This is a genomic window from Halorubrum pallidum (assembly GCF_055380345.1).
Genome location: NZ_AP043945.1, coordinates 1,091,349 through 1,117,139, shown reverse-complemented (window position 1 = coordinate 1,117,139; position 25,791 = coordinate 1,091,349). Strand labels below are relative to the sequence as shown.

Annotated in this window: 23 protein-coding genes and 2 pseudogenes; 13 read left to right on the top strand and 12 right to left on the bottom strand. The window is 66.1% G+C overall.

The features are described from left to right. Window positions 1-264: 264 nt before the first annotated feature. Both ACZ45C_RS07340 and ACZ45C_RS07335 read right to left on the bottom strand, forming a co-directional pair. Window positions 265-1,647, bottom strand: coding sequence for an ATP-binding protein (locus ACZ45C_RS07340; RefSeq protein WP_460561875.1), 1,383 nt, complete (start codon window positions 1,645-1,647; stop codon window positions 265-267). Between the two features lie 116 nt (window positions 1,648-1,763). Beyond that, the gene (locus tag ACZ45C_RS07335; RefSeq protein WP_460561877.1) at window positions 1,764-3,128 is read right to left on the bottom strand and encodes a restriction endonuclease; all 1,365 of its coding nucleotides are present in this window, start codon (window positions 3,126-3,128) and stop codon (window positions 1,764-1,766) included. 196 nt (window positions 3,129-3,324) lie between these two features. Here ACZ45C_RS07335 and ACZ45C_RS07330 point away from each other — a divergent pair, with 196 nt between their 5' ends. After that, a complete protein-coding gene (locus ACZ45C_RS07330) occupies window positions 3,325-5,124 on the top strand; it encodes a GmrSD restriction endonuclease domain-containing protein (protein ID WP_460561879.1) in 1,800 nt (599 codons plus the stop codon). A gap of 69 nt (window positions 5,125-5,193) precedes the next feature. Here the strand turns inward: ACZ45C_RS07330 and ACZ45C_RS07325 are convergent. Then, a pseudogene (locus tag ACZ45C_RS07325) lies at window positions 5,194-5,574 on the bottom strand (hypothetical protein); the annotation flags it as partial. A 14-nt stretch (window positions 5,575-5,588) separates the two neighbouring features. After that, the gene (locus ACZ45C_RS07320; RefSeq protein WP_010890432.1) at window positions 5,589-6,863 is read right to left on the bottom strand and encodes an IS4-like element ISH8B family transposase; all 1,275 of its coding nucleotides are present in this window, start codon (window positions 6,861-6,863) and stop codon (window positions 5,589-5,591) included. Window positions 6,864-7,583: 720 nt separating this feature from the next. Between ACZ45C_RS07320 and ACZ45C_RS07315 the strand changes: the two are divergent. Then, window positions 7,584-8,222: pseudogene (locus ACZ45C_RS07315) on the top strand (DUF7260 family protein); the annotation flags it as partial. Between the two features lie 57 nt (window positions 8,223-8,279). On the opposite strand, the gene ACZ45C_RS07310 reads toward ACZ45C_RS07315, so the two are convergent. Then, a complete protein-coding gene (locus ACZ45C_RS07310) occupies window positions 8,280-9,617 on the bottom strand; it encodes an MFS transporter (protein WP_460559729.1) in 1,338 nt (445 codons plus the stop codon). Between the two features lie 334 nt (window positions 9,618-9,951). Between ACZ45C_RS07310 and ACZ45C_RS07305 the strand changes: the two genes are divergently transcribed. From ACZ45C_RS07305 to ACZ45C_RS07285, 5 genes are all read left to right on the top strand, one after another. Beyond that, complete coding sequence (locus ACZ45C_RS07305) at window positions 9,952-10,464, top strand: universal stress protein (protein WP_460559731.1); 513 nt, start codon at window positions 9,952-9,954, stop codon at window positions 10,462-10,464. A 103-nt stretch (window positions 10,465-10,567) separates the two neighbouring features. Then, a complete protein-coding gene (locus ACZ45C_RS07300) occupies window positions 10,568-11,638 on the top strand; it encodes an NAD(P)/FAD-dependent oxidoreductase (protein WP_460559733.1) in 1,071 nt (356 codons plus the stop codon). 106 nt (window positions 11,639-11,744) lie between these two features. Beyond that, complete coding sequence (locus tag ACZ45C_RS07295) at window positions 11,745-12,665, top strand: DNA adenine methylase (protein ID WP_460559735.1); 921 nt, start codon at window positions 11,745-11,747, stop codon at window positions 12,663-12,665. A gap of 61 nt (window positions 12,666-12,726) precedes the next feature. After that, window positions 12,727-13,176, top strand: coding sequence for a universal stress protein (locus ACZ45C_RS07290; protein ID WP_460559738.1), 450 nt, complete (start codon window positions 12,727-12,729; stop codon window positions 13,174-13,176). Continuing rightward, entirely contained in the window at window positions 13,176-13,988 is an 813-nt protein-coding gene (locus tag ACZ45C_RS07285; protein WP_460559740.1) for a DUF63 family protein, read from the top strand. The genes ACZ45C_RS07290 and ACZ45C_RS07285 overlap by 1 nt, the downstream gene beginning before the upstream one ends. Before the next feature lie 135 nt (window positions 13,989-14,123). Here the strand turns inward: ACZ45C_RS07285 and ACZ45C_RS07280 are convergent, their stop codons facing one another. The 3 genes from ACZ45C_RS07280 to ACZ45C_RS07270 form a co-directional block, all read right to left on the bottom strand. Further along, window positions 14,124-14,705 (bottom strand): DUF2150 family protein, encoded by a 582-nt coding sequence (locus ACZ45C_RS07280; protein WP_460559742.1) that lies wholly within the window; start codon window positions 14,703-14,705, stop codon window positions 14,124-14,126. A gap of 93 nt (window positions 14,706-14,798) precedes the next feature. Continuing rightward, window positions 14,799-15,647, bottom strand: a complete 849-nt coding sequence (locus ACZ45C_RS07275) for a TatD family hydrolase (protein ID WP_460559744.1) — start codon at window positions 15,645-15,647, stop codon at window positions 14,799-14,801. 212 nt (window positions 15,648-15,859) lie between these two features. After that, window positions 15,860-16,789: a PLP-dependent cysteine synthase family protein gene (locus ACZ45C_RS07270; protein ID WP_460559746.1), complete on the bottom strand. Its 930-nt coding sequence runs from the start codon at window positions 16,787-16,789 to the stop codon at window positions 15,860-15,862. A gap of 110 nt (window positions 16,790-16,899) precedes the next feature. On the opposite strand from ACZ45C_RS07270, the gene ACZ45C_RS07265 reads away from it, so the two are divergent. The 4 genes from ACZ45C_RS07265 to ACZ45C_RS07250 all read left to right on the top strand — a co-directional run bounded on the left by ACZ45C_RS07265 (window position 16,900) and on the right by ACZ45C_RS07250 (window position 19,315). Next, entirely contained in the window at window positions 16,900-17,283 is a 384-nt protein-coding gene (locus ACZ45C_RS07265) for a TlpA family protein disulfide reductase (RefSeq protein WP_460559748.1), read from the top strand. A gap of 45 nt (window positions 17,284-17,328) precedes the next feature. Next, complete coding sequence (locus ACZ45C_RS07260; protein ID WP_460559750.1) at window positions 17,329-18,606, top strand: amidohydrolase; 1,278 nt, start codon at window positions 17,329-17,331, stop codon at window positions 18,604-18,606. Window positions 18,607-18,687: 81 nt separating this feature from the next. Continuing rightward, window positions 18,688-18,966, top strand: a complete 279-nt coding sequence (locus ACZ45C_RS07255; protein ID WP_460559752.1) for a winged helix-turn-helix domain-containing protein — start codon at window positions 18,688-18,690, stop codon at window positions 18,964-18,966. A 46-nt stretch (window positions 18,967-19,012) separates the two neighbouring features. Beyond that, window positions 19,013-19,315, top strand: a complete 303-nt coding sequence (locus ACZ45C_RS07250) for a DUF8036 family membrane protein (RefSeq protein WP_460559754.1) — start codon at window positions 19,013-19,015, stop codon at window positions 19,313-19,315. Window positions 19,316-19,340: 25 nt separating this feature from the next. Here the strand turns inward: ACZ45C_RS07250 and ACZ45C_RS07245 are convergent, their stop codons facing one another. The 4 genes from ACZ45C_RS07245 to ACZ45C_RS07230 form a co-directional block, all read right to left on the bottom strand. Further along, window positions 19,341-20,711, bottom strand: a complete 1,371-nt coding sequence (locus tag ACZ45C_RS07245) for a geranylgeranyl reductase family protein (protein WP_460559756.1) — start codon at window positions 20,709-20,711, stop codon at window positions 19,341-19,343. Between the two features lie 295 nt (window positions 20,712-21,006). Further along, the gene (locus tag ACZ45C_RS07240; RefSeq protein ID WP_460559758.1) at window positions 21,007-21,465 is read right to left on the bottom strand and encodes a hypothetical protein; all 459 of its coding nucleotides are present in this window, start codon (window positions 21,463-21,465) and stop codon (window positions 21,007-21,009) included. Window positions 21,466-21,548: 83 nt separating this feature from the next. Further along, window positions 21,549-23,423, bottom strand: coding sequence for a DEAD/DEAH box helicase (locus tag ACZ45C_RS07235; RefSeq protein ID WP_460559760.1), 1,875 nt, complete (start codon window positions 23,421-23,423; stop codon window positions 21,549-21,551). Between the two features lie 89 nt (window positions 23,424-23,512). Continuing rightward, window positions 23,513-24,268: a hypothetical protein gene (locus ACZ45C_RS07230; RefSeq protein WP_460559762.1), complete on the bottom strand. Its 756-nt coding sequence runs from the start codon at window positions 24,266-24,268 to the stop codon at window positions 23,513-23,515. A 144-nt stretch (window positions 24,269-24,412) separates the two neighbouring features. On the opposite strand from ACZ45C_RS07230, the gene ACZ45C_RS07225 reads away from it, so the two are divergent. Together ACZ45C_RS07225 and ACZ45C_RS07220 are read left to right on the top strand one after the other, a co-directional pair. Then, on the top strand, window positions 24,413-24,763 hold the full coding sequence (locus ACZ45C_RS07225; RefSeq protein WP_460559764.1) for a DUF5518 domain-containing protein: 351 nt from the start codon (window positions 24,413-24,415) through the stop codon (window positions 24,761-24,763). Window positions 24,764-24,831: 68 nt separating this feature from the next. Further along, a complete protein-coding gene (locus tag ACZ45C_RS07220) occupies window positions 24,832-25,782 on the top strand; it encodes an aminopeptidase (RefSeq protein ID WP_460559766.1) in 951 nt (316 codons plus the stop codon). The last annotated feature ends 9 nt before the right edge of the window (window positions 25,783-25,791 follow it).

The window sequence follows — 25,791 nt, the reverse complement described above, 5'->3', positions numbered from 1 at the left end:
AGAACGTTCACCCGGAAGGGATCCCGCTGGCCGGTACTGGCCTCGAAAGCGAACGCGGCAGGGGAATCCGTCAGCGACTGTCGATACTAAGAGTACTGTCGAGAGAATCGAAGTTGGAGCCTTGGCAGAGAGACTGAGGGCCGAAATCTCCGAGTGGACCGATCCAACTCATCGACAAGGGAGAGCGGGGCAATAGCGTTTCCATGGATTGTGGCCCCAGTGTGGTCATCAGCTTCAACAGAGCAGTTCGTTCCGATTTCGTATTCACGAGTCGCTATCTGGCGTGATCAGATCGGACAGCTCGAAGAGCAGGACGTCGTCGCGCGTGTCAGCGGTCCGTTCGATGTCGTCGGTGTACCCTGACCGACTGAACAAGACGTACAGGGTCTCTCCGTCTGCGGGTCCTTCTGCCCACCGTACTTCTGACGCTGTGCGTTCGAGGTCGGCGAGCACGCCTTCGCTCACGGGTTGGGACGTGAACTTACACTCGCCGGCGACGAGTCCCTCGTCGCTGAGGCCGAGGACGTCCAGTTCGTGTTCTTTGAACCACCATTGACCGACATCGCGGAACCGGCGGTCTACGAGATCCCAGAGTGCCTGCTGACAGAGGCGTTCGAACAACGGGCTCACGTAATCGGCTATGTCGGGGGCGACGAGTTCGCCGTACGCGTCGTCGCCGAGCATTCGAAGCTGGTCCTGATTCCCGTACACGAACCGGAACCAGAACCGGAACAGGGGTGCGGCGATGCGGTACCGACCGCGCTTCGAGGCCGTCGACGATTCCGTCACGGGGATGTGACGCTCGACGAGCCGGAGCCGACGGAGTTTCTGAAGATACGTGCTGAGCGACCCGGACTCTACGCCGGCCATGCCTGCGATCTCGTTCGGGGTACGACGACCGTGAGCGAGCGCGCGAAGGATACTGAAGTACGTGTTCGGCTGCCGGAGTTCGGTTCGAAGCAGGAACTCCGGCTCGGAGTACAGGAGCCCGCGCTCTGACAGGATCGCCTGCTGGACGTTCGCTCCTAACGGCCGGTCGGGGTCGATGGTCTGGAGGTAGTACGGTGTCCCGCCGTAGATCGACCACGCGGTGATGGCTGTCTCGGGGTCGTACTCCGAGAAGAACTGACGCGTGTCGGCCACGTCGAGGGGTTTCAGATCGATCGTCGCCGTCCGGCGACCGTACAGCGGTGCGCTTCCGGAGAGGACCTTGTCCTCCATCACGCTGATCGACGAACCGACGAGCACGAGCGTCATTCCCGTCTCCTGTAGTTCCATGTCCCACACTCGCTGGATCCGTGACGGGAGGGATTCGTCCTCCTCGATGAGGAACGGGAACTCGTCGATGACGACGACGGCGTCTTGCTCACCGAGTGTTTCGAGGAGTACCTCCCAGTCGCGGCGGACGTTCCGTAGCGAAGGGAACTGTGCGGTGGCGGCGTCGACGAACTGTTCGAGTTGGTTCGGTGCCGTGGACTCGACCGCCTGATAGTACACCGCGTCGTCCCGATCGGCTATCGACTGACGGACGAGCTCGCTTTTTCCGAGACGACGACGCCCGTAGATCACGACGAAGTCCGCCGTCTCGGATTCGTAACAGCCCGTAAGTTGATCGAGTTCGACGTCCCGATCAACGAATCGTTCCATACTCCCAGTCTTCGGTCCACACAGATAGAACTCTCGATTTCGGAAATCACGATTTCAGAAATCGTGATTTCAAATATCGGCTCCAGAGAACAAAGCGAGCGTGTCGGGAAGACCAGTCAGAGACCGCCGATACTGAGGAGCACCCCGAGCAAGACGAGGACGACGACGGCGACCGCGCCGACGGCGAGCGGCGTGTTCTCCATCGCCTTCTCGTAGAACGGCATCGCTTCGTACTCCTCACGGAACGCGTCCCGGTTCTCCGCGTCGTAGAAGTACTTCGTCTTGAACGCGAAGCGCTCGGTCACCGCGCACCCGGTACAGACAGGCGTTCCCTCCAGGCGTTCCGTTCTGATGTGCGAGTCGCAGTTGACGCTCCCGCAGTTCGCACAGTACGTGTAGTCCTCGTCAGTCCCGGCCGTGTCGCAGTGGACGCACCGGTGAATCCCGTCCTCACTCGTCACGCGTGACGGCCCCGCGATAAAGTACTCGTACGGGTACGTGTACTCTCCCAGGTCGGTCGTGTGCCGAACCTGCGGGAGGTACACCGGTTCGATCGATTGGACTGAGACGTCGGAGCGCTTCGGCTCGCACGTCTTCGTGTACGTGACGTTGTTGTCTCCCGTGTAGGAGACCGTCGTCGTGTGGTGGTCCCGGAGTCGGTCGACGGCCCAGTCCTTGTACTCGGTCTGTGTCTGCCCGAACCGTCGCTCTTCGACCGCGTCGAACTGATCTTCGAACCGGTCCGCGTCGAGCTCGACGGTCGCGTGGAGGTTCTCCGTCACGAGGTTCGAGACGTCACCGGACGCGGCCTCCGGGCGGCCGCGTTCGGCGTGGACGACGAACCGGGACCGGTCGTTGACGCGGTGAATCACGCCGACCGACGTCTCGAAGACCGCGTTCGTGTCCGCGGTCACGGCGACGACCGGTCGGAACGTGACGCGAGAGTGCGGCGCGGGAAGGTCCGCCGACTCGATGTTGTCGATGTCCTGGAACGCCTCCTCGACGGGTGCGGCCACCGACGTCGCCGGGTCGAACGGCCGAAGCGTCTCGTCGCACAGGATCTCGATCCGGCCGTTGTACAGGTCCAGCCCGATCTCGTCCGCGATCTCGCGCAGGTCCTCGCCGTCGATCAGCTCGATCGGGTACGGGTCGTCGTTCCGCCGGAGCCGCTCGGCGTACTCGACGGCTGGGCCGGTGAACCGGCCAGTCGTCGCCACCATCCCGCGTTTCGGCCCGTCGAACTCGAACGTCGCAATCGCCGAGTGCAGTTTCTGCACGACTGGCCGCCCGACCGACTCCGTGTGCTTACACTCGACGACGACGCCGCGCCGCGTCCCGTCGACGACCTCTTCCATCAGGACGTCGCGGCCCTCGTCGGCCGTGCGTTCCGCCTGCCGGACGTTCTCGTACCCGAGGTTCCGGAAGACGTCCTCCATCACGTCCTCGAACTCGAATCCGGAGAGGTCATCGAGGACAGGCATTGCGCGTACTCCAAGTGTGCCGGTTCCGATATAAATGCTATACTGACCGTGATGCCGCACGTGACGCAGTGCGACGTTTCGATCGCGTCCGCCCGAGAACGTGCCGTCCTCGGACTCGGTCGTCGGGTCACGACGCCATTGAGAGCCGAAGACAGGGACACAACGGTTAACCCGTTACCCCGTGAGTCGCCGTGACATGTACGACCAGCGGGTGACCATCGCCGAGGCCGTTCGAGAAATACAGCAGGAGAACTACTTGTTACCGGCCATCCAACGTGAAATCGTCTGGAAGCGAGACCAGATAACCGACTTGTTCGACTCGGTCCTCCAGGGGTACCCGATCGGGACGTTCCTCTACTGGGACATCGAGGACCGGAACCGCGACCAGTACACGATGTACGGGTTCATTCAGGACTACATCACGACCACGAAATACATCAACACGAACGCGCAGACGCGTAACTCACAGGTCGTACCCGACGGGTCCGGCGATCTGAAACTCGTTCTCGACGGGCAACAGCGACTCTCGTCATTCTACATCGGACTCAAAGGAACGTACACGTACAAGCAGCCGTACAAGTGGTACCGGAACGAAAGCGCGTGGAACAAGTCTCGGCTCTACCTGAACATCACGTCGGACCCGAACGAAGAGCTGGAGGAAGGCGGGGACCGAACCACCCGGTACGAGTTCCAGTTCCTCCCCGTCGACGACTACGACGGACGAGTCGTCTCCCGGGGCGACGACCTCTGGCTGAGAACCGGTACGATCCTCAATCATCCAACACACGAGGAACAGGAGGACCTCATCCACGAGATCCAAAACGAGCACGTCGATGCCGAGAACGTGACGCGGCGGCGTCACGTCGGGAGCAACGTCCGCGCGCTCTGGCGCGGTATCCACGACAAGTCGTACATCACCTACTTCGAGGAGAAGGAACAGGACATCGACCGGGTCCTGGAGATCTTCATCCGGACGAACGACGGCGGCACGCAGCTCCAGAAATCCGACCTTCTGCTCTCGATCGCACAAGCGAACTGGACGGAGTACAACGCCCGCGAGGAGCTCACCTCGTTCGTTGACCACCTGAACACACAACTCCCGGCGACGAACAGTTACGGAAAGGACTTCCTACTCAAATCGTGTCTGGTCCTCAGCGATCTTCCCGTCAGATACCGCGTCGGACAGTTCAACCGAGAGAACGTCTCGAAAATCGAAGACGAGTGGCCCGAGATCAAACGGGCGATCGAGACCGCGGCGACACTGATCAACCACTTCGGGATCAACGAGAAGACACTGACCAGCCGTAATGCCGTCATCCCCGTCGCGTACTACTTCAAACGGACCGGGTTGACCGTCGATAAGCTCCGACGGAGCGACGAGGACTACTATCAGACGAAACAAGACATCAAAAAGTGGCTGATCACATCGCTGCTGAACGGCACGTTCACCGGGAACGCCGACACGGTGCTTCGAACCGTCCGCGAGGTGCTCCAAGGAACGGACGGCGAAGAATTCCCGCTGGAAGAACTCAACGAGGAGGTTCGGGAACTGAACAAGGTCGTCGGATTCACCGAGGACGTCGCAGACAACGTGTTGGAGTACACGAAGGGGAGCAAACGAACGTTCCTCGCGTTGTCGCTACTGTACCCCGAAAACGACTGGGGGAGCGTCAAACCACACCAGGACCATATCTTCCCATCGTCGCAACTACAGGAGTCGGCCCTCCGGGACAACAAGTTCTCTGAGGAGACAATACAGACGTTCACCGAAGAGCGCGACAAACTAGCGAACTTACAGCTCCTCACCGAAGGCGAGAACACCGCTAAACAGGACGCCCCCTTCGAGGAGTGGGTCACCGACCAGAATGAGGGCTTCTATGACCGACACTTCATCCCGACCGATCCCGAGTACCACAAGTTAGAGAACTTCGACAAGTTTGTAGAAGAGCGCCGGAAGCGGATCAAGGCACACCTGACCTCGGTACTCGGCGAGTAACTCACCACGCCCCATTCGCTGAATCACTCTCTTTCAGATAGTACTCATCCCAAACACGCGTAGTGGGGCCTATCTGCCGAGAAGCCGGGAGAAGAACCCGCCGGAGTCCTCACCGGTACTGTCATCGGATTCGGATCCTACTGCGCTTTGCGGCTCCGCCCCATTTTCCGCGGGATCCCCGAGGAGCTCTTCGACCGCGTACCCGATCCACTCGGCGAATTCATCGGGTGCGCCGATGTACACGCTCGTTGAGGACTTCTCAGACATGAACCGCTTGGGGAGACGCTTCTCGTAGTCGTACACCTCGTACTCTTCACGGTCGAAATCAGCCGTGATCGCGTCGGGCTCCGATTCGAACGTGACGCGGCCGCCCTGAATGTCACGCTGCCACTTGAGCCGCCCCGTATCGTACGTCTTTTCAGCCGGCTCGTCGGCGGGGAAGTACTTGGGTCATTCGTCTTTAGTTAAGACTCACACCTCGGTTGTGTAGCGGTAGCGAGCGTCTCTTGTAAGATCGGTCGTTGCTTGTGGATCTTCTGTGCGTCCTCGATCAGCCGCTCCAACAGCGGCGGTGGCGAATAACCGAGGTGCTCACCGAGTTCGTGGAGGATGAGCTGGGCGTGCGACCGGAAGGTCGCCGCCCAGCGTTCCGGTGGAAACACGAGCTCATCATCCGCCTGCTCGGTGACCAGATCCAACAGATCACGGCTCACAAGCAGTGACAGCAACGCTGCGTACAGCAAGATCTTCACCACGTGCTCGTTGCTCGTGTCGAACTCGTCCAGGTCGTACTGCGTCTTCAACTCACGGAACAGCAACTCCACTTCCCACCGACACCGGTAGATCTGCGCTAAATCCGCCGGAAAGAACTCCTCTCGCGACAGATTTGTCACGTATAGATGGTAGTCGTCGGCGTCCTCGTCGCGGACGCCGACGACGCGGAACCGCTTCGTATCCAGCGACCGCGTCCCGTTGTACGGCCCGCGCTTGAACTCGACTTCGACTTCCACATCGATGTACGTCCGGTCGAGATCGTCGAGCACATCACGGAGTTGCTTGCCCTCCAAGGGAATGGCGCGGCCGCGCCATTCCCGTAATTCATCCGTAATCACCGGATTCGCGTTCTGTTTCAGCCGGCTCACGAAGGAGCCGCCGTTCTCGTCGATCCGCGCAAACCGTCGGTACTTGAAGTACGCGAGGTCGAACAATACGAGGCGGTTCTCAAGCCACGACCCTGTCTTGAACAGCGTGCTGTCGTGTGCTTTCTCGTCGGTAACGTCGATCCGTTCAATCGTCTGTTCAGTGGCATTGTGGAGCAGGTGGAGCTTCGCTCCAGCCTGCTCCTCGTGGCGGGCTTCGAACTGATCAGCGAGAAACTCGTGTAACCGCAACACCGTTCCATCAGCGATCATTACATCACTGAATCGGTCGATGTCAACGTCAACAGTGTCGGGAACAGCGACCTCGTCGAGACCGTGCTCGACGAGGTCGCGGAAGTACTCCGCGAGCGTCGGCGTCAACCGCTGATAGAACCCACCCGGTGAGATCGGCTCGTCAGCTGTGGAGTTGTAGCTGCGTCGAAACCCTGCGAGTGTTCGGCGTTCGCCTGCGGCGAAGCCGAACACGAATGCCCAGACGAAGACGGGAATCTGGAGCTTGCGGTCGCGTTCGACCACGCCGAGTTCCTCGGCGTGCTCTTCGAGGAATTCGGAGGGAAACAGTGTAGTGAGCCGACGCATAATCCGTGATGAGGAGGTTTCGTTGTGCACACTCGACACCTCCTCATTCCTTCCGAAAAGTAGCCTCGATAAGCCGCCACTGTCACGCGGTTCGTCTCCTAACTAAAGACGGATGCCTAGTGGATCCAGGACAATTACTACCTCCTAGAATACGCTTTTCTCATCCTGCTTTTCGGCTTGATCCACGAAGCCTGGTCCAGCGCTCAGACAAAGGAAAGCACACGCGAATTCATCCAACTATTCGGATTAGATTCCCGCACCGGGATGCAAATCGCTCTACTTTGGTTTGTAGGAGCCACGGTCTTCATGTCGATCCAACTTCGGAACCTCGTTGAAAGCGTATTCGGGACCCTCTCTGTAGTTCAAATGCTAGGGATAATCGTGATTCTTAGCCGTGCCTTCGTCAATATCTATGACTCGAAGAGCATGTTTGCTATCCTTGATGGTAACCGAGATACCTACGCTACTTACGCTGTAGGGATTATCGCGTTTATCGTCTCCTGGCAGATTCGAGACTTCCACGCTGTGTATACTTGGATCCATAACATGCTCGCCATCTGGTCAGCCATAATCATACCGTGTCTGATATTCTACTATTTTGAGTTCGGCGAGAACCTACCACAATTGGAAGGGAATTTGGGGCGCCAATAGGGCACGTCGACGGGCGGCGTCGGCGGAAGCGGTGGGGCCAGTGCGGGCAGAGAGGCCGGCAGCGCGTCCGGCGGTGCCGGCTTCGCCGACGCCAAGAGGTCTGCCGAGGCGCATGCGCCGGCCGGCTCCGGGCTCGCCGCGGTCAGAGACGCGTACGTCGAGACGGTGATGTCGGTCCCGCACTACGACGTCGAGTACAACGACACCTACGAGCAGAGCGTCGCGGCGGAGTTCGGGCCGGAGATCGGATACGCGCTCACGCGGACCGCTCGGTTCCACGGCGAGTACAAGCGGTCGCTGGTGAATGCCGTCGACGTTGCACTTGATGAACGCGAGCAGTTCTTGGACGCGATCGATACCGAAAAGGAGTCGATCGAGCGGGCGAGATCGCGGCTCGCGACGCTCGACGACGAACGCGAGACGATGGCGGACGAAGTGCGCACGGACGCGGACTTCGGCGCGCTCGACGCGTGTCGGGCGCGAACGGACGTCCTCATATCGGACTGTGATCAGATCGCAGCGCGTCGACAGCGGGTGATCGCGGACACCGAGCGCGCGCTCGCACTCGCCGGCGACGTCGACGTACAGACGTACGCTTATCAGGATCTCTCGGTGACGTATCCCGTCCTCGCGGCGGTCGGAGACGTCGGCGAACGACTGAACGCGCTCCGGCGGTCGATCGAGCGGGCGGCAGCGGGCGGGGCGTAACAACGGCGGGAGGAGGTCAAGTGTGTCTCCGCTGCCGACGCCGATGACGGTGATCGATCAGCCCGCCGAGCCGCTCTCGTCGCCGAGTCCCGCATCGCCCGGTGGGCGCAACAGGAACGTCGCGAGTCCTGCGGCGATAGCGAGCCCCCCGCCGAGCGCGAACGTCGGTTCCCAGCCGAACTCCGCGACGAGGTACCCGGCGACCGTCCCGGCGAAGACGCCGCCGCCGACCTTCGCGGTGTAGAGGAGGGCGTAGTTGCCGGAGGAGTTCCACGCGCCGTAGTAGTCCGCGACGATGGAGGGGAAGAACACGTACAGCGGCGAGGAGAAGAACATCGCACCCATCACGAGCGCGACGAATGGAATTCCGGCCTCGGCGCGGCCCGCACCGATGAGCCCGAGTCTGAACACGCCGGCGAGAACGAACGAGACGGCCATCACCCACGCGCGGTCGAACCGGTCGGACGCCTCGCCGAGGATCATCCGCGAGACGCCGGAGGCGAGGGGCAAGAGCGTCGCCGCGGCGGTCGCCACGACCGCGGCCAGCCCGAAGTGGTCGGCGAACCGCACGACGTTGGCGGTGACGATGAGGTCGGCTCCGGCGGTCGCGATGAACATCGCGTACAGGAGCCAGAACTGCCACGTCGAGAGCATCTCTCGGGTGCCGTAGTCGCGCCCGCGGAGCGACGCCGCCAGCCCGCTGTCGTCGTCCGCCTCTGCGGCCGGCTCGTCGGAGGCTCTCTCTTCCGGGATATCGGCCTCGTCGTCGTCCAACCAGTCGTCCGGCGGGTCTCGCAGGAGGTACGCGCCGACGAGCGTCACGAGGAGGATAGCGATTCCGATGTTCCGGAGCACGTCGGCGTAGGCTCCCATGGTCGCGTTCGCGCGGACGTACGGGACCACGAGCGCGCTCCCGCCCGCGAACGCCATCGTCCCGATGCCGGTCGTGAGCCCGGTGCGGTCGGGGAACCACTTGACGGCGGTGTTGACCGCGACCGTGTAGACGATTCCGACGCCGACGGCTCCGATCGAGTACAGCAGGTACAGCTGCCAGACCGCGGTCGCGTACGCGAGTCCGAGGTACCCGCCTCCGGCGAGCACCGCGGCGAGGAACGTCAACGCGCCCGGCCCGTGGCGATCGCGCCACTTCCCCGCCGGGAACTGCGAGAGCGACTGGAAGACGACGTAAAACGAGAACACCGCCCCGAGCGCCGGCAGCGCGATGTCGAGATTCGCCGCCAGCGGCTGTTCGATCGACGACCACACGTACTGATACGGGCTCACCGCGGCCATCATCCCCGCCGCGGCGAGGATCTGCCACCACCGCGAGAAGCCGAGCGTGTCGGCCGCGCGACGCGCGTAGTCGACGCCCCCGTCGGTCTCTTCGTCAGCCATCGGTTCGGTCCGTCGCGTCGGTGGTGTGTGTCGATGTCATGTGACTCCTCGTGCGATGATCCGCGTCGTACCAGTACAAACCGACTCGCCAGTTAAAACGCGCCGTTGCAGTCGTTCTTGCCGTCGCGGTCACGATCGGGGTTCCGTTCACCGAATCGCGCGTATCTCTCGCAATCGTCGAATAATATCTGTGAGGAGTTCCGCACAAGCACCGGTTAGGACATAGATAATGATAATCGTTTATCCTGTCGAAAATCGTTAAGAGGCGTCCGATCGTACGCGTATTCGAGAGAAACCGGCGCTCGCGGATCGGCGAGGCCGGCATTGAGAACCCATGTCAGCCGACACAGATGCGTCCGATTCGACGAACAGCTCTTCGACCGTCACGCGCTCGTCCGTACCCGCGCCGTCCGGATCGGGAGCGGCCGGGCCGCTCTTCGAGCGCGTTCTCGTCGTCACCACAGACACCGACGCCGGTCGTGCCGCGGTCGACGCAGGCGTCGAGATCGCGGCCGCCCACGGCGCGAACGTCGACGCGTTGTACGTCGTCGACACCACCGAGCACTGGGACATGGCGGTCGAGCGATACGAGCGTGAGGGGGAGACGCTCGTCGAGGACGCCGAGTCCCGCGGCGCGGACGCCGGCGTCGACGTGGAGAAGTGGTTCCGGTACGGGACCGCACATCGGGAGGTGCTCGATTTCGCCGCCGCACACGACGCCGATCTGATCGTCGTCGGCTCCGCGCGTCGGACCGGCTTCGATCGGCTCGTCCATCCGGAGACGCTCCCGGTGCGAGTACAGCGCGGGGCGTCCGCGCCCGTGCTGATCGTGGGTGCGGACGACTGAGACGGTCCGAAATCGAGACGACACCGTTTGCTCGCGAGACCACGACATCGCGGATGCGCGCGCCGACGCCACCGATTAAGTGAGTGTGTCACGTACTGAAGGCGTGACCGAAATCGGTATCGTCGGAGCGGGAGCGGGCGCGGCGGCCGCGGCGTTCGTCTTGGCGGACGGGGCCCCCGACGCCGACGTGACGGTGATCGAGAAGTCAGGCGGACTCTGCGGCCGCGCGGCTACCCGCCGACACGGGGAACTGACCTACGACTACGGCGCGAACTACCTGAAGGCCGACGACGAGCGCGTCGTCGATTTGGTCACGGAGACGCTCGACGACGAGGGGCTCGTCGACGTCGACGAGCCGGTGTACACCTTCGACGCCGACGGTGCGGTGTCGCCCGGACGCGACGCCGACGAGCGGAAGTGGAGCTACCGACGGGGGCTCACCCAGATCGCCAAGCGGCTGTTCGCGCGGACGGACGCGACCGTTCACCGACGCACCCGCGTGGAGACGGTTCGACGAGTCGGAGGCGACAACACGGCCGCCGCCGGCGACGCCGGCGGGCGCTGGGAACTGGTCGACGCGGCCGGAGAGACGTGGGGGCCGTTCGACCGGCTCCTGTTGAACCCTCCGGCACCGCAGACCGCGGATCTCCTGCGGACCGCGGAGTGGGAGTCGTCGATCCGCGAGTCGCTCCTCGACGCCGTTTCCGCCGTCGAGTACAGGACGATATGGACCGCGGTGGCGCGCTACCCGTTCGAGATCGACGCGCCCTACTACGGGCTGGTCAACGTCGACAAGGATCACGCCGTCGGCTGGATCTCACGCGAGGAGTGCAAGGCGGGGCACGTCCCCGACGGCGAGACGCTGCTCGTCGTGCAGGCGAACGACGACTGGTCTCGCGCACACTACGACCGCGATCCGGAGGAAAACGCCTCCGCGCTCGCTGAACACGCGGCCGCGATCGTCGGCGACGACCGACTCGCCGACCCCGACTGGACGGACACGCAGGGGTGGCGCTACGCGCTGCCCGAGTCCGGGGTCGACACCGATCCGGTCGACGCGGCGCGCGAAACGGGACTGTACCTCCTCGGCGACTGGGTCGCGGGCGAAGCGCGGCTACACGCGGCGATCGCGAACGGGCTCGACGTCGGCGAGCGCGTCGCCACCGATCTGTGACCCGCTGTCGACGGTCGGTGACCCGATTCGCGGCGTCGGTCACTCGCGAGACGCGTCGGCTCGCCCGAGACGTTTATCCGCGCCCGTCGGCGATTCCCGACATCGCATGGCCGAGCCGATTCTGAAGTGGGCGGGCGGCAAGCGGCAGCTGCTCGACGAGCTGTACGCTCGGTTTCCGTCCGACTTCGGCCGCTACCACGAGCCGTTTCTCGGCGGCGGCGCGGTCTTCTTCGATCTCGAATCCGGGGACGCGACCGTCAACGACGCGAATCCGCGGCTCGTGAACTTCTACGAACAGGTCCGCGACCGACCGGACGCGCTCGTCGAGCGGCTGACGTCGTTCGACGACCCCGAGAGCGACCCGGACCCCGACCTCCCGTACGCCGAGGAGACGGCGCGGGGTCGCTCCGTCGAGAGCTACTACTACCAGCAGCGCGCGCGGTTCAACCGAAGGCCGTACGAGGGCGAGTTCGACCCGCTTTCGGAGGCCGCACTCCTGTTGTACCTCAATCGGACCTGCTACAACGGGCTCTACCGCGAGAACGCGGACGGCGGGTTCAACGTACCCGTGGGCCGGTACGCGAATCCGAACTGGGTGCAACGCGACCGGATCCGAGAAGCGAGCCGCGTGCTGGCGGACGCGTCGCTCCGCAACGACGACTTCGCGTACGTCCTCGACGTCGCCGACGCGGGAGATCTGGTTTATTTCGATCCGCCCTACGAGCCGATGAGCGCGACCGCGAACTTCAACGAGTACAGCGCAGAGGGGTTCGACCGCGCGGACCAGACGCGACTGCTCGACGTCGCGAGCGAACTCGACGCCGCCGGGGTGTCGGTCGTGGTGAGCAACAGCGGCGTGATGTACGATCCGTACGCCGAGGCGGGGTTCCACGTCGACGTCGAAGACGCCACCCGCGCCATCAACAGCGACGGGGAGAACCGCGACGCGGTCGACGAGATCGTCGCGACGAACGTGCCGGAAAGCGACCGTCAGCCGGACGGACAGCGCGGACTGTCCGAGTTCTGATCCGCGGAGCAGTCGACCGCATGGGGCGGGCTTTTTCACCACCCGTGACGACGACTCGGGTATGACCGATCTCGACATCGACCTCGTCCTCGTGCCGGTGGACGGCAGCGAGGAGTCACACGAGGCGGTCGACTACGCGATCGCGGTCGCCGCCGAGTACGGCGCGAGCGTCCACGCCCTGTACGTGCTCGACGAGGACGTGGTCCGCGCGATAGACCACGGCGTCGTCGACGAGGCCGACGTGGCCGACGACACGGAGGCGTTCACGGACTCCGTCGCCCGCCGGGCCGAGTCCGCCGGCGTTCCTCACAGCAACTCCATCGCGTACGGGTTCTCGATGAGCATGAAGACCGTCCACCCGGGCAGCGTCGTCCTCGACACCGCCGAGGAACTCGACTCCGACTTCATCGTCGTCCCGCGGGAACCGGTCTCCGGCGACCCCGGCGAGGTGCTCGGGAAGGCGGCCGAGTACGTCCTCCTGTACGCGAGCCAGCCCGTCCTCTCCGTCTGATGGACGGCCTTCCGTTCGTACCCGCGGGGACGACGCTCCCGCCGCTACCGCACCTGTTCGCCGTCTCGCTCGCGGTCGTCGCGGTCCTGATCGGACTCCGCCGTCGCCGCCCGGGGGTCACGGACCGACACGTGCTCGCGCTCGCCCCGTGGATGGCGCTCGGTTCCGCCGCACACGTGTTGTACGTCGTCGACGCGCTCCCGTCCGCCCTCGCTCCGTTCGCCGGATCGCCGACCGTCTACCTCACCGTGGGCGCGCTCGCGGGCGCGACGTGGCTCGCGAGCGCCGCGATCCGCCCGAACCGCGTGCCGACCGCCCTCGCCGCGAGCGGCGCGTGCCTCCTCGTCCCGATCGTCGCGGTCGCGCTCGCGACCGGCGTGTCGCCCGACGGCGCGTTCTGGTCCGGCGCGTCGCTGGCGCTGACGCTCCCGATCGCGGGCGCCGCGTGGGTCGGACTGATCCGCCTCCGGCCCGAGGCGGCGATCACCGGGAGCGTCGGCGCGTTCGCGGTGTTCGGCCACGCGCTCGACGGCGTCTCGACCGCGATCGGCACGACGCAACTCGGCTTCGGGGAACGGACGCCCGTCTCGCGGCTCCTGCTCGAACTCGGCGGGATCCCACCGGTGCCCGTCCTCGGCGAGGGGTGGCTGTTCCTGCTCGTCAAACTCGTCGTCGCGAGCGTCGTGACGTGGCTGTTCGCGGCGTACATCCGTGAGACGCCGGCCGAGGGGTATCTGCTCTTGGGGTTCGTTGCGTCCGTGGGACTCGGTCCCGCGGCGCACAACCTGCTGTTGTTCGCAGTCGCGGCGTGACGCGGCGACTCGGGCATCTGGGGAAGAATATCGGTAGCAAACGGCGCAGCGAGAATCGTAACGCGGTCGGAGACTGATGTGTGCGGCCCGTCCGAGGGCGCGGCGTCGCCGTGACGGCCCGGTCGAATGAGCGACTCAGTCCTCTTCTTCGACGACTTCCGGGTCCTCGATGGCCGACTGCAGCGAGTCGAGCCCGTTGACCCACTCGGAGACGAGCCCGTACTCCAGGTCCTCGACGAGATCGATGTCGAGCGACTCGCCGTCGACGATCCGGGTGCCGGCCTGCACGACGTAGCCGAGGGCGGCGTCGATGTCCTCTTCGGCCTCGGCGTCGGCGGCCGCGCGAACGAACTCGCTCACGTCGCCCTCGACGACGCCGCCGACGACGTACTCCTCGGCCGCGTAGAAGACGGGGACGAGCGAGGTCTGGACGCCGTCGATCAGCATGACCTTGTCCTCGTCGTCGAACGAGACCTCCGCGAGGACGATCTCGCGGATGTCGTGGATCTCGGAGACTGCACGGTCCTCGTCGATGCGGCCGTCGTCGTACGCCGCGAGCACCTTCACGACGGCGATCGCCGCGTCGTCTTGCAGGTTCAAGAGGAGTCGCGCCGAGTCCTCGTTTTCGGGGTCGAGTTCCTCCTCTTCGAGCCTGTCGAGCCAGTTCTGCCAGCGTTCGTCGGTATAGAACGTTTCGACGGCGTCATCGTCGGTCATACCCCGTACGTTGCCCGGATTACTCAAATGCCTTTCCTATCGATCGCCGCGCGAGATGGCGTCACACCCGCTTGACGGCGGAATTTCGGATGCTCACTCCAGCGCGGCTTCGGTGTCGATCCCGTACACTGCGGCGGGGGTCTCGACATGCGCGCGCCGGACTGCCCCGTCGTATCCCCGGTCGAGGAGCCACCGGACGCGGCGCGGGACGGTCTTCGGCCCGAGCACCATTCCGGGGCGGTCGGGGTCGTCGACGAAGTCAGTCTCCATCAGGAAGGGCTCGCCCGACTCCGCGGCCCGTTCGAGGCGGTCCTTGTCGCTCATCACGCTCGGTGTCGGCCCCGCGAGACGTCCCGCGGCGTAGTGTTTCACGACGCGTCCGGGGTCCATTCCCGCCGCCTCCGCGACGTTGGCGAGATCGGTCAAGTCCTCCGCGGCTTCGGTGTGGAGCTGCACGGCGCAGTCGCGCTCGGCCCCCAGCTCGAACGCGCGTCTCGTCACCGCGTTCGAGGCCTCCCAGATCGCGTCGCTCACGTCGTAGTGCGGTCGCCCGGACTTGAGCGCGAGCGCCTCGCCGTCGGCGACGAACTCGCTCGCGACCTCCAGCCCGCCCTGCATGAGATCGCGGGCCTCCGCGGGCGTGAACCCCCGCTCGTCGACGAGTCGGTCGATCAGTCCGGGGTGGACGCCGAGGATGGGCCACGCCCGGCCCGGAAGCGCGTCGGTCGCACGATCCACCGCGTCGATCGTCTCCTCGAAGACGGGTCGGAAGTCGTCGGGCTCGTCGGGCTCGACGCCGAGGAGCCACGAGGGCTTGTTCACCACGAGCAGGTGAGTGCCGCCGAGTCGGGCGAACTCCTCGACGGCGTCGATCCCGCGGCCGTGACGCGGGTCGAGGTGGAGGTGATTGTCGAGAACCGGAGTGTCCAAGTCGTCGGGCATGTGCGGGAGTCGGACCTGGTGGGAGTTATATACACCGGCCCCGAGCGCGGCCGAGACGACCGAAGAGACTGGTGTCGCTACAGCGGGACAGAGAGGGGCGCGGCGTCGTCCAGATTCGGCCACTCGCCCACCGAAAGTGGCCGACCGCCGTCGACGGAACCACTACCGCGACGAGCGCGTACGGTCACGTGGGGAACCGACCGTCGCGGGCGTCACTCCGCCGACGGCTCGTCGAAGGTGCCGGCCGTGAGGTACCGTTCGCCGCTGTCCCAGAAGACGGTGACGACGAGCGGTTCCTCTCCGGCGAACGCGCCGGACTCGCGGAGTTCGGCGGCGACGGCTTTGGCCGCGAGGTTCGAGGCCCCGGAAGACTGTCCGACGAGTATCCCTTCCTCGCGCGCGATCCGCCGGCACTCGGCTTCAGCGTCCTCGATATCGACCGTGTGGACCTCGTCGAGGAGGTCGGTGTCGAGGTTCGGCGAGACGAATCCGGGACCCATCCCCTGAAAGTCGTCGACGCCCGGCTCTCCGCCGGAGAGGACGGCGTTGTCGCTCGGCTCGACCGCGTCGATCCGCACGTCGGGGACCGCCTCGCGGAGGCGTCGACCGATCCCCGATATCGTGCCGCCGGTGCCGACGCCGGCGACGAACGCGTCGACGGTGCGTTCGTCGACCTGATCGAGAATCTCCGGACCGGTAGTCTCGTAGTGGGAGCGGGGGTTAGCGGGGTTCTCGAACTGTCGGAGCTGGACCATCCCCGCCTCTTGCTCCAGTTCGTCGGCTCGATCCTTCGCCGCGGAAATGTCGCCGTCGACGAGTTCGACGCTTGCGCCATACGCGCGCATGAGTCGGCGGCGTTCGATCGACTTCCCCTCGGGGATGACGAGCGTCACGTCGTATCCCTTCACCGCACCGACCACCGCCAGCCCGATCCCGGTGTTGCCGGAGGTGGGCTCGACGATGCCGTCGCCCGGCTTCAGTTCGCCGGCCTCCTCGGCCGCCTCCACCATGTACAGCGCGGGGCGGTCCTTCGCGGAGCCGCCCGGGTTGCGCGATTCGAGCTTCGCGGCGACAGTCGTCTCCGGCGGTGAGTCGACTCGCACGAGCGGCGACCCGAGCCCGTCGAGAACGTCGTCGTTCATTACTCGATCGAAGGCGGCCGACGCTCAAATGCCCGGCGGACTCCGGCAAGCGACGCGCCGTGGTTGCCACCGGCGCGTCGTTTACAAGCGACGGCGACGTACCGAGGGACATGACGCTCGAAACGCTCTCGCCCGGTGACGCGGACGTCGAGGAGATCGACCGATCAGTACTAGACGCGCTCGCGGCCGACGACTACCGGTTCAAGGTGTGGGGCGGCGACTGGTGTGGCGACTGTCAGCGACAGCTTCCGGCGTTCGCCGCGGCGCTCGACGCCGCCGGCGTCCCCGCCGACCGGATCGAGGACTTCCCGGTGACGAAGGGGCCGGACGGGAAGGAGGGCCCGCAGGTGGAGGCGTACGGTATCGACCGTATTCCGACGGTCGTCGTCGAGACCGCAGGCGGCGAGGAGGTCGCCCGGTTTATCGAGGAGGCCGAGGGGTCGATCGCCGAGGAACTCGCGAGACAGATCACCGACGCGACCGCCTCGCAGTAACGTGTCTCACTCGCGTTGCACGTCGATCGGTGGCGTCCGACCCGTATGAGCCCCCTCGACGATGCGTATCGCGCGTTTCGCCGCGACCTCCACCGCCGTCCCGAGCCCGCGTGGTGCGAGTTCTACACGACGGCGCGAATCGTCTCGGCGCTGCGTGAACGCGACCTGACCGACCTGCACGTCGGCCCTGACGCCCTCTCTATCGACGACCGGATGAACGTCCCCGACGCCGACGAACTCGCGGACTGGGAAGCGCGTGCCCGCGAAGCGGGGGCGGACCCGACGGTCGTCGATCGGCTGTCGGGCGGGTACACCGGCTGCGTCGCCGTCGCAGAGCGCGGCGACGGACCCGTGGTCGGACTCCGCGTCGACATCGACGCGCTCCCGATCGACGAGTCCGCCGATCCCGGCCACGCCCCCGCGAACGAGGGGTTCCGATCGGAGAACGAGGGGTACATGCACGCGTGCGGCCACGACGCCCACGCGACGATGGGGCTCGCGACGCTCGACGCCGTCCTCGAGTCCGACTTCGCGGGCACCCTGAAGGTGTTCTTCCAGCCCGGCGAAGAACAGGTCGCCGGCGGCCGCCCGATGGCCGAGTCCGGCCACCTCGATGACGTCGACTACCTCTTCGCGGTCCACGTCGGCCTCGACCACCCGTCCGGCGAGGTCGTCTGCGGGATCGACGGGTTCCTCGCGGTGCGTCACTTCCTCGCGGAGTTCACGGGCGAGTCGGCGCACGCCGGCGCGCGCCCCGAGACGGGCCGAAACGCGGTACAGGCCATGGCGGCGGCGGTCCAGAACCTCTACGCGATCCCCCGGCACGCGGACGGCCCGACACGGGTGAACGCCGGACTGGTCGGCGGCGGTACGGCGACGAACGTCATTCCGGAGGAGTCGTACATCGAAGGCGAAGTCCGCGGGGCGACGACGGAACTGGCCGAGTACGCGTCCGAACGCGCCGACCGAATCCTCACGTCGGCCGCCGCGATGCACGACTGCGACGTCGAGGTCGCCACGAAGGGCGAGGCTCCGAGCGCGAAAAGCGACGACGCGCTCGCGGACGTGGTAGGGGCGGTCGCCGCCGACGTCGACGGCGTCACGTCGGTCCTCGACCGCGACCGTCTCGGCGGCTCCGAGGACGCAACCTACCTCATGCAGCGGGTGCAAGGCCGCGGCGGACTCGCCTGTTACGTCGGCGTCGGGACGGACCATCCGGGTGGACATCACACGGGCACGTTCGACGTGGTCGAAGACGACATCGCGGTCGGCGTCGACGTGCTCTCCGGTGCGATACGTCGGGCCGCAGAGACGCGCCCCTGATCCGGCGTACCGGCGTGTTCCGACGTCGACTCATCCGCTCCGTCGGTAGGTTTAGGCGTCGCGAGCCCCTTTCGTTCGGGCATGGAGGCCGTCCTCTGGTACGTGCTCACCGGGACTCGCGGCGGCCCGAATCGGGTCCGGATTCTTCGGGCGATCGACGAGCGCCCGCGGAACGCGAACCAGCTGGCAGACCGGCTCGATTTGGACTACACGACGGTGCGACACCACTTGGACGTGCTTCGCGATCACGACGTGGTGAAACGCACCGGCGACGGCTATGGAACGGTGTACTACCCCACCGAAAGAACCCAGCGCCACTGGGACTTAGTCGAGGAGATCGCGGAGGGGCGACCGCTATGAGCGACCCCGCTGCGATCGATCTGTCGCGTCGGAGGCGAGCATCTCGATGCCCTGGATAGACGTCGCGCGGGTCAGCGTCGCTCTCAACGTCGCGATGCTGTTCGCGCTCACGTGGATCTGGGCACGCAACTACCTCGCGATCCGCTCGAAACACGCCGCCGGTCTGGCGGTGTTCGGCGCGCTCCTGCTCGCGCAGAACGCGATCTCCGTGTACATCTACTCGTTTCACCCGGTGTTGGCCGGTTGGTTCGCCACCGACATGCCGTCGCTCGCGTGGCGGGCGAACATCGTCGTCCACGTGCTTCAGACGCTCGCGCTCGCGTTCCTGTTGTGGGTGACGTGGGACTGACGACGCCACCCGGACCGACCGTTTGCTAGTACTTCGCGTCCGCGCCTGTCGTCTCGTACACGCGGTCCATGATCGCGTCGCGCTCGCTCGTCCAGTTCGCCATCGCGGCGGGGCTCGTCGGGTAGGAGTCGTACTGATCGAGCAGCTCGTCCGCGAGCGACTTCGTCTGATAGAAGTTCCGAATGGTCCCCCAGTAGCCGAAGCTCCGAACCGCGGCCTTCACTTTCAGCCCGAACGACATGGACGTCGACCCCTCGTACAGCGCCTCCGCGAGCTTCTCGCCCGGAAGCGCCGCGAGCAGCCCCATCAGGTCGTCGACATCGACCGCGGTCGAGAGCACGTTGTACACGTCGAGACCGGCGTACCGGCCGCCGAAGTGGTCCATGACGCGCGTGTTGTACCGCCAGAGGTTCTCCTCGCTCACGTCTCCGTCGGAAACCGCTTTCACCGCCTGTTCGCCGGCGTACTTGCCCGCGTACGCCGCGCCGGCGATGCCGCCGCCGGTCGTCGGGTTGACGTGCCCCGCGGCGTCGCCGACCGCCATGTATCCCGGTGCGACCGCGGAGTCGTACGGGCGGCGAGTCGGGAGCGCCGCGCCGAGCTTGTCTCGGACCTCCGCGCCCTCGAACTCGGGACGGTTCCGGAGGTCGCGTTTCAGCGCCTCGACCAGCTGCATCGGCTCCTCGTTCATCTGGAAGCCGAGTCCGACGTTGATCTCGGTCGCGGTCCGCGGGAAGTACCAGAGGTAGCCCGCCGCGCGGTCGGTCGCCTTGAACACCAAGGCGTCGTCCCACTCCACCGGCTCCGGCACCTCGACGATCTCGCGGTAGGCCGAACAGAACTGCGAGTACCGCACGTTCGTGTCGAACGTCGTCTCCTCGAAGTCGGCTTTGTCCTGTAGCAGCGACAGCGACCCGGCACCGTCGATGACGATGTCCGCCTCGTACGTCCGCTGATCGCCGTTCCGGTTGGCTCGCAGACCGGTGACGCGACCGCTCTCGGTCTGGATCACGTCGTTGATCACGGTGTCGTAGTGGAAGTCGACGCCCGCGTTCCCCGCGCCATCGATGATCCGCCGGCCGTACTCCCAGCGATCGATGACGGCGAGTTCGCCGGGGACGGGGATCTCGAGGACCGTGTCCTCCTGTGGGATCTCGAAGCGCCCGTGGTCGACCCCCGTGTTGGTGAACGCCGGTTCGAGCTGCGATTTCGGGATCGCTTCCGGGAAGGCGTCCGCGCCCTTCAGCGCGTCGCCGCAGGCGATGTGTCCCGCCTCCTCGGCGTCTTTCCGCTCGACGATCACGACGTCGAGCCCCTCGTTCGCGATCGTCGCGGCGGCATAACAGCCGGCGGTACCGGCACCGGCCACGACGACGTCGTACTCGTCGATGCTCATACCACGTGCGTGGTCGCCCCGGTGGCAAAACTCTTTGTTCCCGATTCGGTCGCTTCGACAGCGACAGTGGACTCCGTCGGCGTCGCTCTCTCGCTCTCTGTGTTGTCTCACGCCCCCGATCTGTGACTCCTCGCTGGCCGACCTCTCCTCGCTGGCCGACCTCTCCTCGCTGGCCGACCTCTCCTCGCTGGCCGACCTCTCCTCGCTGGCCGACCTCTCCTCGCTGGCCGACCTCTCCTCGCTGGCCGACCTCTCCTCACTGGCCGACCTCTCACCGCGAGCGGTTCCGATCGACTCACAAGATTCCGACCAGACCGAACAGCGCGTCGAGCAGATCGATCAGCCGCCCGGTCGACGCTCCCGCGACGCCGGTCGCATCCGAGCCGCCGAGGGGCTCACCGGTCGCCGCGAACCGCTCGATCCGTCTCGCCTCTCGCTGCCACACGAACCGCCCGAGCGCCCAACTCGATCCGGCGAACGCGAGCATTGCGAGCAGCCGCGAGATCGTGAGGAGCTTCAACAACAGGGGGACGAGGAGCACGAACGCCGCTCCCGCGACGAGGGCCGTGACGGCCGTCTGCAGTTCCGCCCCGTCGGTCCCGATGTCGACGACCCCGCCGGCCGAGAGGACCACGAACCCGCCGACTGCGGCCGCGAGCACTCCCCAGACGCCCACCGCCAGGAGTCGAACGTTGCCGTCGTAGCCGCTGTTGGCCGCGTCCGACACGTCGTCGTGGACCCACGGATTGCGCATGGGTCGTCTCTGTCTCCCCGACATATAGAGTTCGTTACAGGTATTTGAAATGCGAGCCGCGCGTGTGAGATTCGGTGTTCGGTCTACTCCGCGACGTTCGTCTCCCGAACGCGAACGCCCTTGCGCGCGAGGTGTCGCATCTGCCGCTGGGCGAACTCCTCCTCGCTCGACCCGCGAGTCGCGAGCACGTAGACGAGCGCAGATCCCGAGGGTCGCATGGTGCGTCCGGCGCGCTGTGAGCCCTGTCGCCGGGAGCCGCCCAGCCCGCTGGCGACGACCGCCAGTCCGGCGTTCGGAAGGTCGATGCCCTCGTCGCCGACGCGGGAGACGACGAGCGCGTCGAGGTCGTCGTCGCCGTCCCCTCGGAACCGCCGGAACAGTTCCCGCCGTTCGCGGTGAGGCGTCTCGCCGCTGACGAAGGGGACGCCGAGCGCGTCGGCGATCGCCTCGCCCTGGTCGAGATACTCGACGAAGACGAGAGCGTTCGCGTCGCGATGCGTCGCGAGCAGCGACCGGATCTCGTCGATCTTCGACGGGTTCTCGGCGGCGAGACGACGGCGCTCGCGACCGTCGGCGGCGGCGTACTCGTCTTGTGCGAAACCGTCGCGCCACGGGACGTATCGGATCTCGACTTCGGGCTCCTGCACGAAACCGGCGTCGAAGAGCGCGTCCCAGTCCGCGCCGATCGGCTGACCGATCAGGGTGTAGATCTCCTCTTCGCTGCCGGATTCGCGAACCGGAGTCGCCGAGAGCCCGAGCCGGTGTTTGCTCTGGAGTTCGGCCGATCGCGAGAACACCGGAGCGGTGACGTGGTGCGCTTCGTCGAAGCAGATCAACCCCCACTTCCGGGAGTCGAACAGGCTCCGGTGCCGGTCCATCCCGGCGATCTGATAGGTCGCGATCGTGATCGGTCGGATCTCCTTCGTCCCCCCGTGGTACACCCCCACGTCGTCGGGGTCGACGGTGGAGTGTGTCAAAAGCTCCTCGCGCCACTGACTCGCCAGTTCGCGGGACGGAACCAGTATCAGCGTCTCGCCACCGACGGCGGCGATCGTCGCGATGGCGGCGACGGTCTTGCCGGAGCCCGGGGGTCCGACGTACACGCCCGATCGGCGGTCGAGAAACGTCTCTACCCACGTCTCTTGGTAGTCCCTGAGGTCGGTCGTGAGATCGATGTCAACCGGGTCTCCGGTCTCCAAGTCCCGGTCGTCCTCGACGGGGTAGCCGGCGTCGTAGAGGGTTCGTTTCACCGCGGCGACGGCGTCCTCGTTGACCCACGCCTCCGTCTCGGAAATCGGCGCGCGAAGGTGGTCGTCGGCGAGGTGCTGATCGGCCACGTTTCCCATCAGGTTCTCGTTCGCGGCCGCCAGGACGACGTAGCCGTCCTCGTGGGTGTACAGCCGGAAGCGGTGTGCTCGCCGCCACTGGTCGCGAATCCAGTCTTCGAGGTGCTCGTACCGCCGGGGAAGCACGGACCGGAGGCTCGCGATCAGCGCGTCGGCGTCCTCGAACGGCGCGGCCCACACGTCCTCCTGTCGGATCCGATAGAGGTACCCGCGGGTGCCGGGTTCGGTGCCCGTCGTGTCGACGAGGTACGCGAACTGCGAGAGTCGCGCGCGAGTGAGCTGCGTCGGGCGGTCGACGACGACCTCCCGGCGGCTCGGAAAGACGACCACGCGCTCGCGGGACGCCAACGCGCCCCAGTCACTCGGGTAGAACACGACCGGGTCCGCCTCGACGTCGATCCGGTCGACGTCCCCGTGGTCGACGAGCGCGGCGAGGGCGTCGCGGGCGGCCGCCTGCGTGGTACCCAGCCGTCGCGAGACCTCGCTCGCGGTCGCGATCGGTCGCTCCTCGGCTTCGAGCGCCTCGTGGAACCGATCGAGCGAGAGGCCGTCGGAGGTGTCGTCACTGGTGGGTGAATCGTCGCCGGCGTCGTCGCCGGTGTCGTCGGTCATCGCCGCCGCTTCGGCCGCGAGGCGGAAAGGGGTAGCGTCACCGGCCGGGTCGGAGACGGGTCGGGCGTGCACGGCGGCGGCTCTCCCGCCTACTGTCCCGACGTCCCGTCTCGACACCGACGAGACGTGATCGCCTCCTTCGAACGGAACCGACAGCCGCAGGCGGTACAGCGGACGAACGGGTCGCCGGGATCGGTTTCGAGGCGGTGGTCGCCGACCTCGAAGGGACGCGTCACGACGCGCGGGCGGATCCGGTCCGGAATGGGCGACTCGGCTGACTCGCTCAGTGCGGCCCGCACGGCGATGGTGTCGACGTCGACCGCGTCCCAGCGGGGAGCGGCGAGGGCTGCCTCGCGGTCCGCCACCTCGGTCCAACCGGTGACGACGACCGGGGAGTTCGTCTCGGTGTCTCCCACGACGACCACGAACCGGATCCCGCCGTCGACGAGCGCGAACCGCCAGCCGTCGGTGCGGTTCCAGCGAAGCTGTCCGCGGCGGATCGCGTCGCTCACGGTTCGCGTCGACACGTACCGGCCCGGCTGTTCGAGCCGCTCGCGAAAGTGATCGGTCAACGCGTACAGCCCCGGGTCCCGCAGCGGCGGGTCCTCGGGAGTCCGAGCGACGGTGTCTCCGGCTGCCTCGCCGGTCTCGGCCAGTCGGTGATCGCCGGGATACGGGTAAGAACGAGACCGACGCCGCTCGGATGCGCCCGGCCGCGAGCGCGACTTCGAGTCGCCGTGCCGCGAGTCGGGAGTCGCGGGAGCGGCCGTGGATGCGGTCCACCGATCCGTCGATCCGGGCTCGAGGGGCTCTGCGTCCCCCGACCCGCCCTGTCGGGATGCCACTGAGTGTCCGTACAGAGCGTGCTCTTAAGTGTGTTACGGCGACGCACGAACTTCGCTCCGTCGCCGCGGAGGCGGCGCGCTCCGATGTCGTCCCGCGACCGCCCGCCCGCAAGACGTATCCCGTCGCCGCGAGTCCGGAGGGACATGGACACGGACAACACCCTCCTCAACGCGGTCATCGGCGCTGTCGCGACGATCGGCCTCTCATTTCTCGGCGTCTCGCCCGTGATCGGCGGCGCGCTCGCAGCGTACCTCGAAGGCGGCGAGACCGGCGACGGGATCCGGATCGGTGCGCTCTCCGGGCTGATCGCCTCGCTCCCGGTTGCCGTGATTCTCGCCGTCGCGCTCGTCTTCCTCCCGCTGACCGGCGATATCGGCGTCGCCATCGGCGGCTTCGTCCTCGTGCTCGCGATCGTCGCGATCGCCGTCGGGTACACCGTCGCGCTGAGCGCGCTCGGCGGTCTCCTCGGTGCGTATCTGAAAACGAACACGTAGTCGCGCGCAGTCGACGACACCGCATACCGATGGCAAGGACTAACGCCGACGGTCACCGAATCGGGCGTATGCCAGCGGATCTCTCAGACGCCGCGGAGACCGCCGTCGAACAGTGTCTGAACGTCGCCGCAGACGAGTCCGTCGTCGTGGTCACCGACGACCGACGCGAGGCGATCGGCGAGGCGCTGTACGCGGCCGCGGCCGCCGTCACCGACGACGCGACGATCCTCCGGTATCCCCCAGCCGATCAGCACGGGACCGAACCGCCCGCGCCGGTCGCGGCCGCGATGGCCGAAAGCGACGTCTTCCTCGCACCCACCACGAAGAGCCTCAGTCACACGCGCGCTCGGGGCGCGGCCTGTGACGCCGGCTCGCGCGGAGCGACGCTCCCCGGCATCACGGAGGACGTGTTCACGACCGGACTCGACGCCGACTACGCCGCTATCGACGCCGCCTGCGACGAGATGCTGGCGCAGGTCGCCGACGCCGCGGAGGTTCGGGTCACCTCACCCGCGGGCACCGACATCACCTTCGGCATCGGAGACCGCGAGTGGCTCGCCGATACCGGGATCGTCCACGAGCCCGGCGACTTCTCGAACCTCCCGGCCGGAGAGGTGTTCGTCGCCCCCGAGACGGCGACCGGGACGTTCGTCGTGGACGGGACGATGATGCCGCACGGTCTGCTCGACGCGGAGCAAGAACTGCGATTCGAGGTGGAAGACGGTCTCGTCACGGCGATCGACGACGACGCGGTCCGGGCCGACGTCGAGGCCGCCGCCGAGTCGGTCGGCGACGCCGCCTACACCGTCGCGGAACTCGGAATCGGCACCAACGTCGGCGTCGAAGCGCTGGTCGGCTCGGTCCTCCTAGACGAGAAGGCTGGCGGCACCGTCCACATCGCGATCGGCGACAACGCGGGGATCGGCGGCGGCACCGACGCGCCGATTCACCTCGACGGGATCCTCCGCGATCCGACCGTCTACGCCGACGGCGACGAGGTCGACCTACCGACCGCCTGATCGGACCGC

What these genes read in the sequence shown, in the direction of transcription:
- ACZ45C_RS07340 (WP_460561875.1), bottom strand. Translation starts at nt 1,647, where the DNA reads ATGGAACGATTCGTTGATCGGGACGTCGAACTCGATCAACTTACGGGC.
- ACZ45C_RS07335 (WP_460561877.1), bottom strand. Translation starts at nt 3,128, where the DNA reads ATGCCTGTCCTCGATGACCTCTCCGGATTCGAGTTCGAGGACGTGATG.
- ACZ45C_RS07330 (WP_460561879.1), top strand. Translation starts at nt 3,325, where the DNA reads ATGTACGACCAGCGGGTGACCATCGCCGAGGCCGTTCGAGAAATACAG.
- ACZ45C_RS07320 (WP_010890432.1), bottom strand. Translation starts at nt 6,863, where the DNA reads ATGCGTCGGCTCACTACACTGTTTCCCTCCGAATTCCTCGAAGAGCAC.
- ACZ45C_RS07310 (WP_460559729.1), bottom strand. Translation starts at nt 9,617, where the DNA reads ATGGCTGACGAAGAGACCGACGGGGGCGTCGACTACGCGCGTCGCGCG.
- ACZ45C_RS07305 (WP_460559731.1), top strand. Translation starts at nt 9,952, where the DNA reads ATGTCAGCCGACACAGATGCGTCCGATTCGACGAACAGCTCTTCGACC.
- ACZ45C_RS07295 (WP_460559735.1), top strand. Translation starts at nt 11,745, where the DNA reads ATGGCCGAGCCGATTCTGAAGTGGGCGGGCGGCAAGCGGCAGCTGCTC.
- ACZ45C_RS07290 (WP_460559738.1), top strand. Translation starts at nt 12,727, where the DNA reads ATGACCGATCTCGACATCGACCTCGTCCTCGTGCCGGTGGACGGCAGC.
- ACZ45C_RS07285 (WP_460559740.1), top strand. Translation starts at nt 13,176, where the DNA reads ATGGACGGCCTTCCGTTCGTACCCGCGGGGACGACGCTCCCGCCGCTA.
- ACZ45C_RS07280 (WP_460559742.1), bottom strand. Translation starts at nt 14,705, where the DNA reads ATGACCGACGATGACGCCGTCGAAACGTTCTATACCGACGAACGCTGG.
- ACZ45C_RS07275 (WP_460559744.1), bottom strand. Translation starts at nt 15,647, where the DNA reads ATGCCCGACGACTTGGACACTCCGGTTCTCGACAATCACCTCCACCTC.
- ACZ45C_RS07270 (WP_460559746.1), bottom strand. Translation starts at nt 16,789, where the DNA reads ATGAACGACGACGTTCTCGACGGGCTCGGGTCGCCGCTCGTGCGAGTC.
- ACZ45C_RS07265 (WP_460559748.1), top strand. Translation starts at nt 16,900, where the DNA reads ATGACGCTCGAAACGCTCTCGCCCGGTGACGCGGACGTCGAGGAGATC.
- ACZ45C_RS07260 (WP_460559750.1), top strand. Translation starts at nt 17,329, where the DNA reads ATGAGCCCCCTCGACGATGCGTATCGCGCGTTTCGCCGCGACCTCCAC.
- ACZ45C_RS07255 (WP_460559752.1), top strand. Translation starts at nt 18,688, where the DNA reads ATGGAGGCCGTCCTCTGGTACGTGCTCACCGGGACTCGCGGCGGCCCG.
- ACZ45C_RS07250 (WP_460559754.1), top strand. Translation starts at nt 19,013, where the DNA reads ATGCCCTGGATAGACGTCGCGCGGGTCAGCGTCGCTCTCAACGTCGCG.
- ACZ45C_RS07245 (WP_460559756.1), bottom strand. Translation starts at nt 20,711, where the DNA reads ATGAGCATCGACGAGTACGACGTCGTCGTGGCCGGTGCCGGTACCGCC.
- ACZ45C_RS07240 (WP_460559758.1), bottom strand. Translation starts at nt 21,465, where the DNA reads ATGCGCAATCCGTGGGTCCACGACGACGTGTCGGACGCGGCCAACAGC.
- ACZ45C_RS07235 (WP_460559760.1), bottom strand. Translation starts at nt 23,423, where the DNA reads ATGACCGACGACACCGGCGACGACGCCGGCGACGATTCACCCACCAGT.
- ACZ45C_RS07225 (WP_460559764.1), top strand. Translation starts at nt 24,413, where the DNA reads ATGGACACGGACAACACCCTCCTCAACGCGGTCATCGGCGCTGTCGCG.
- ACZ45C_RS07220 (WP_460559766.1), top strand. Translation starts at nt 24,832, where the DNA reads ATGCCAGCGGATCTCTCAGACGCCGCGGAGACCGCCGTCGAACAGTGT.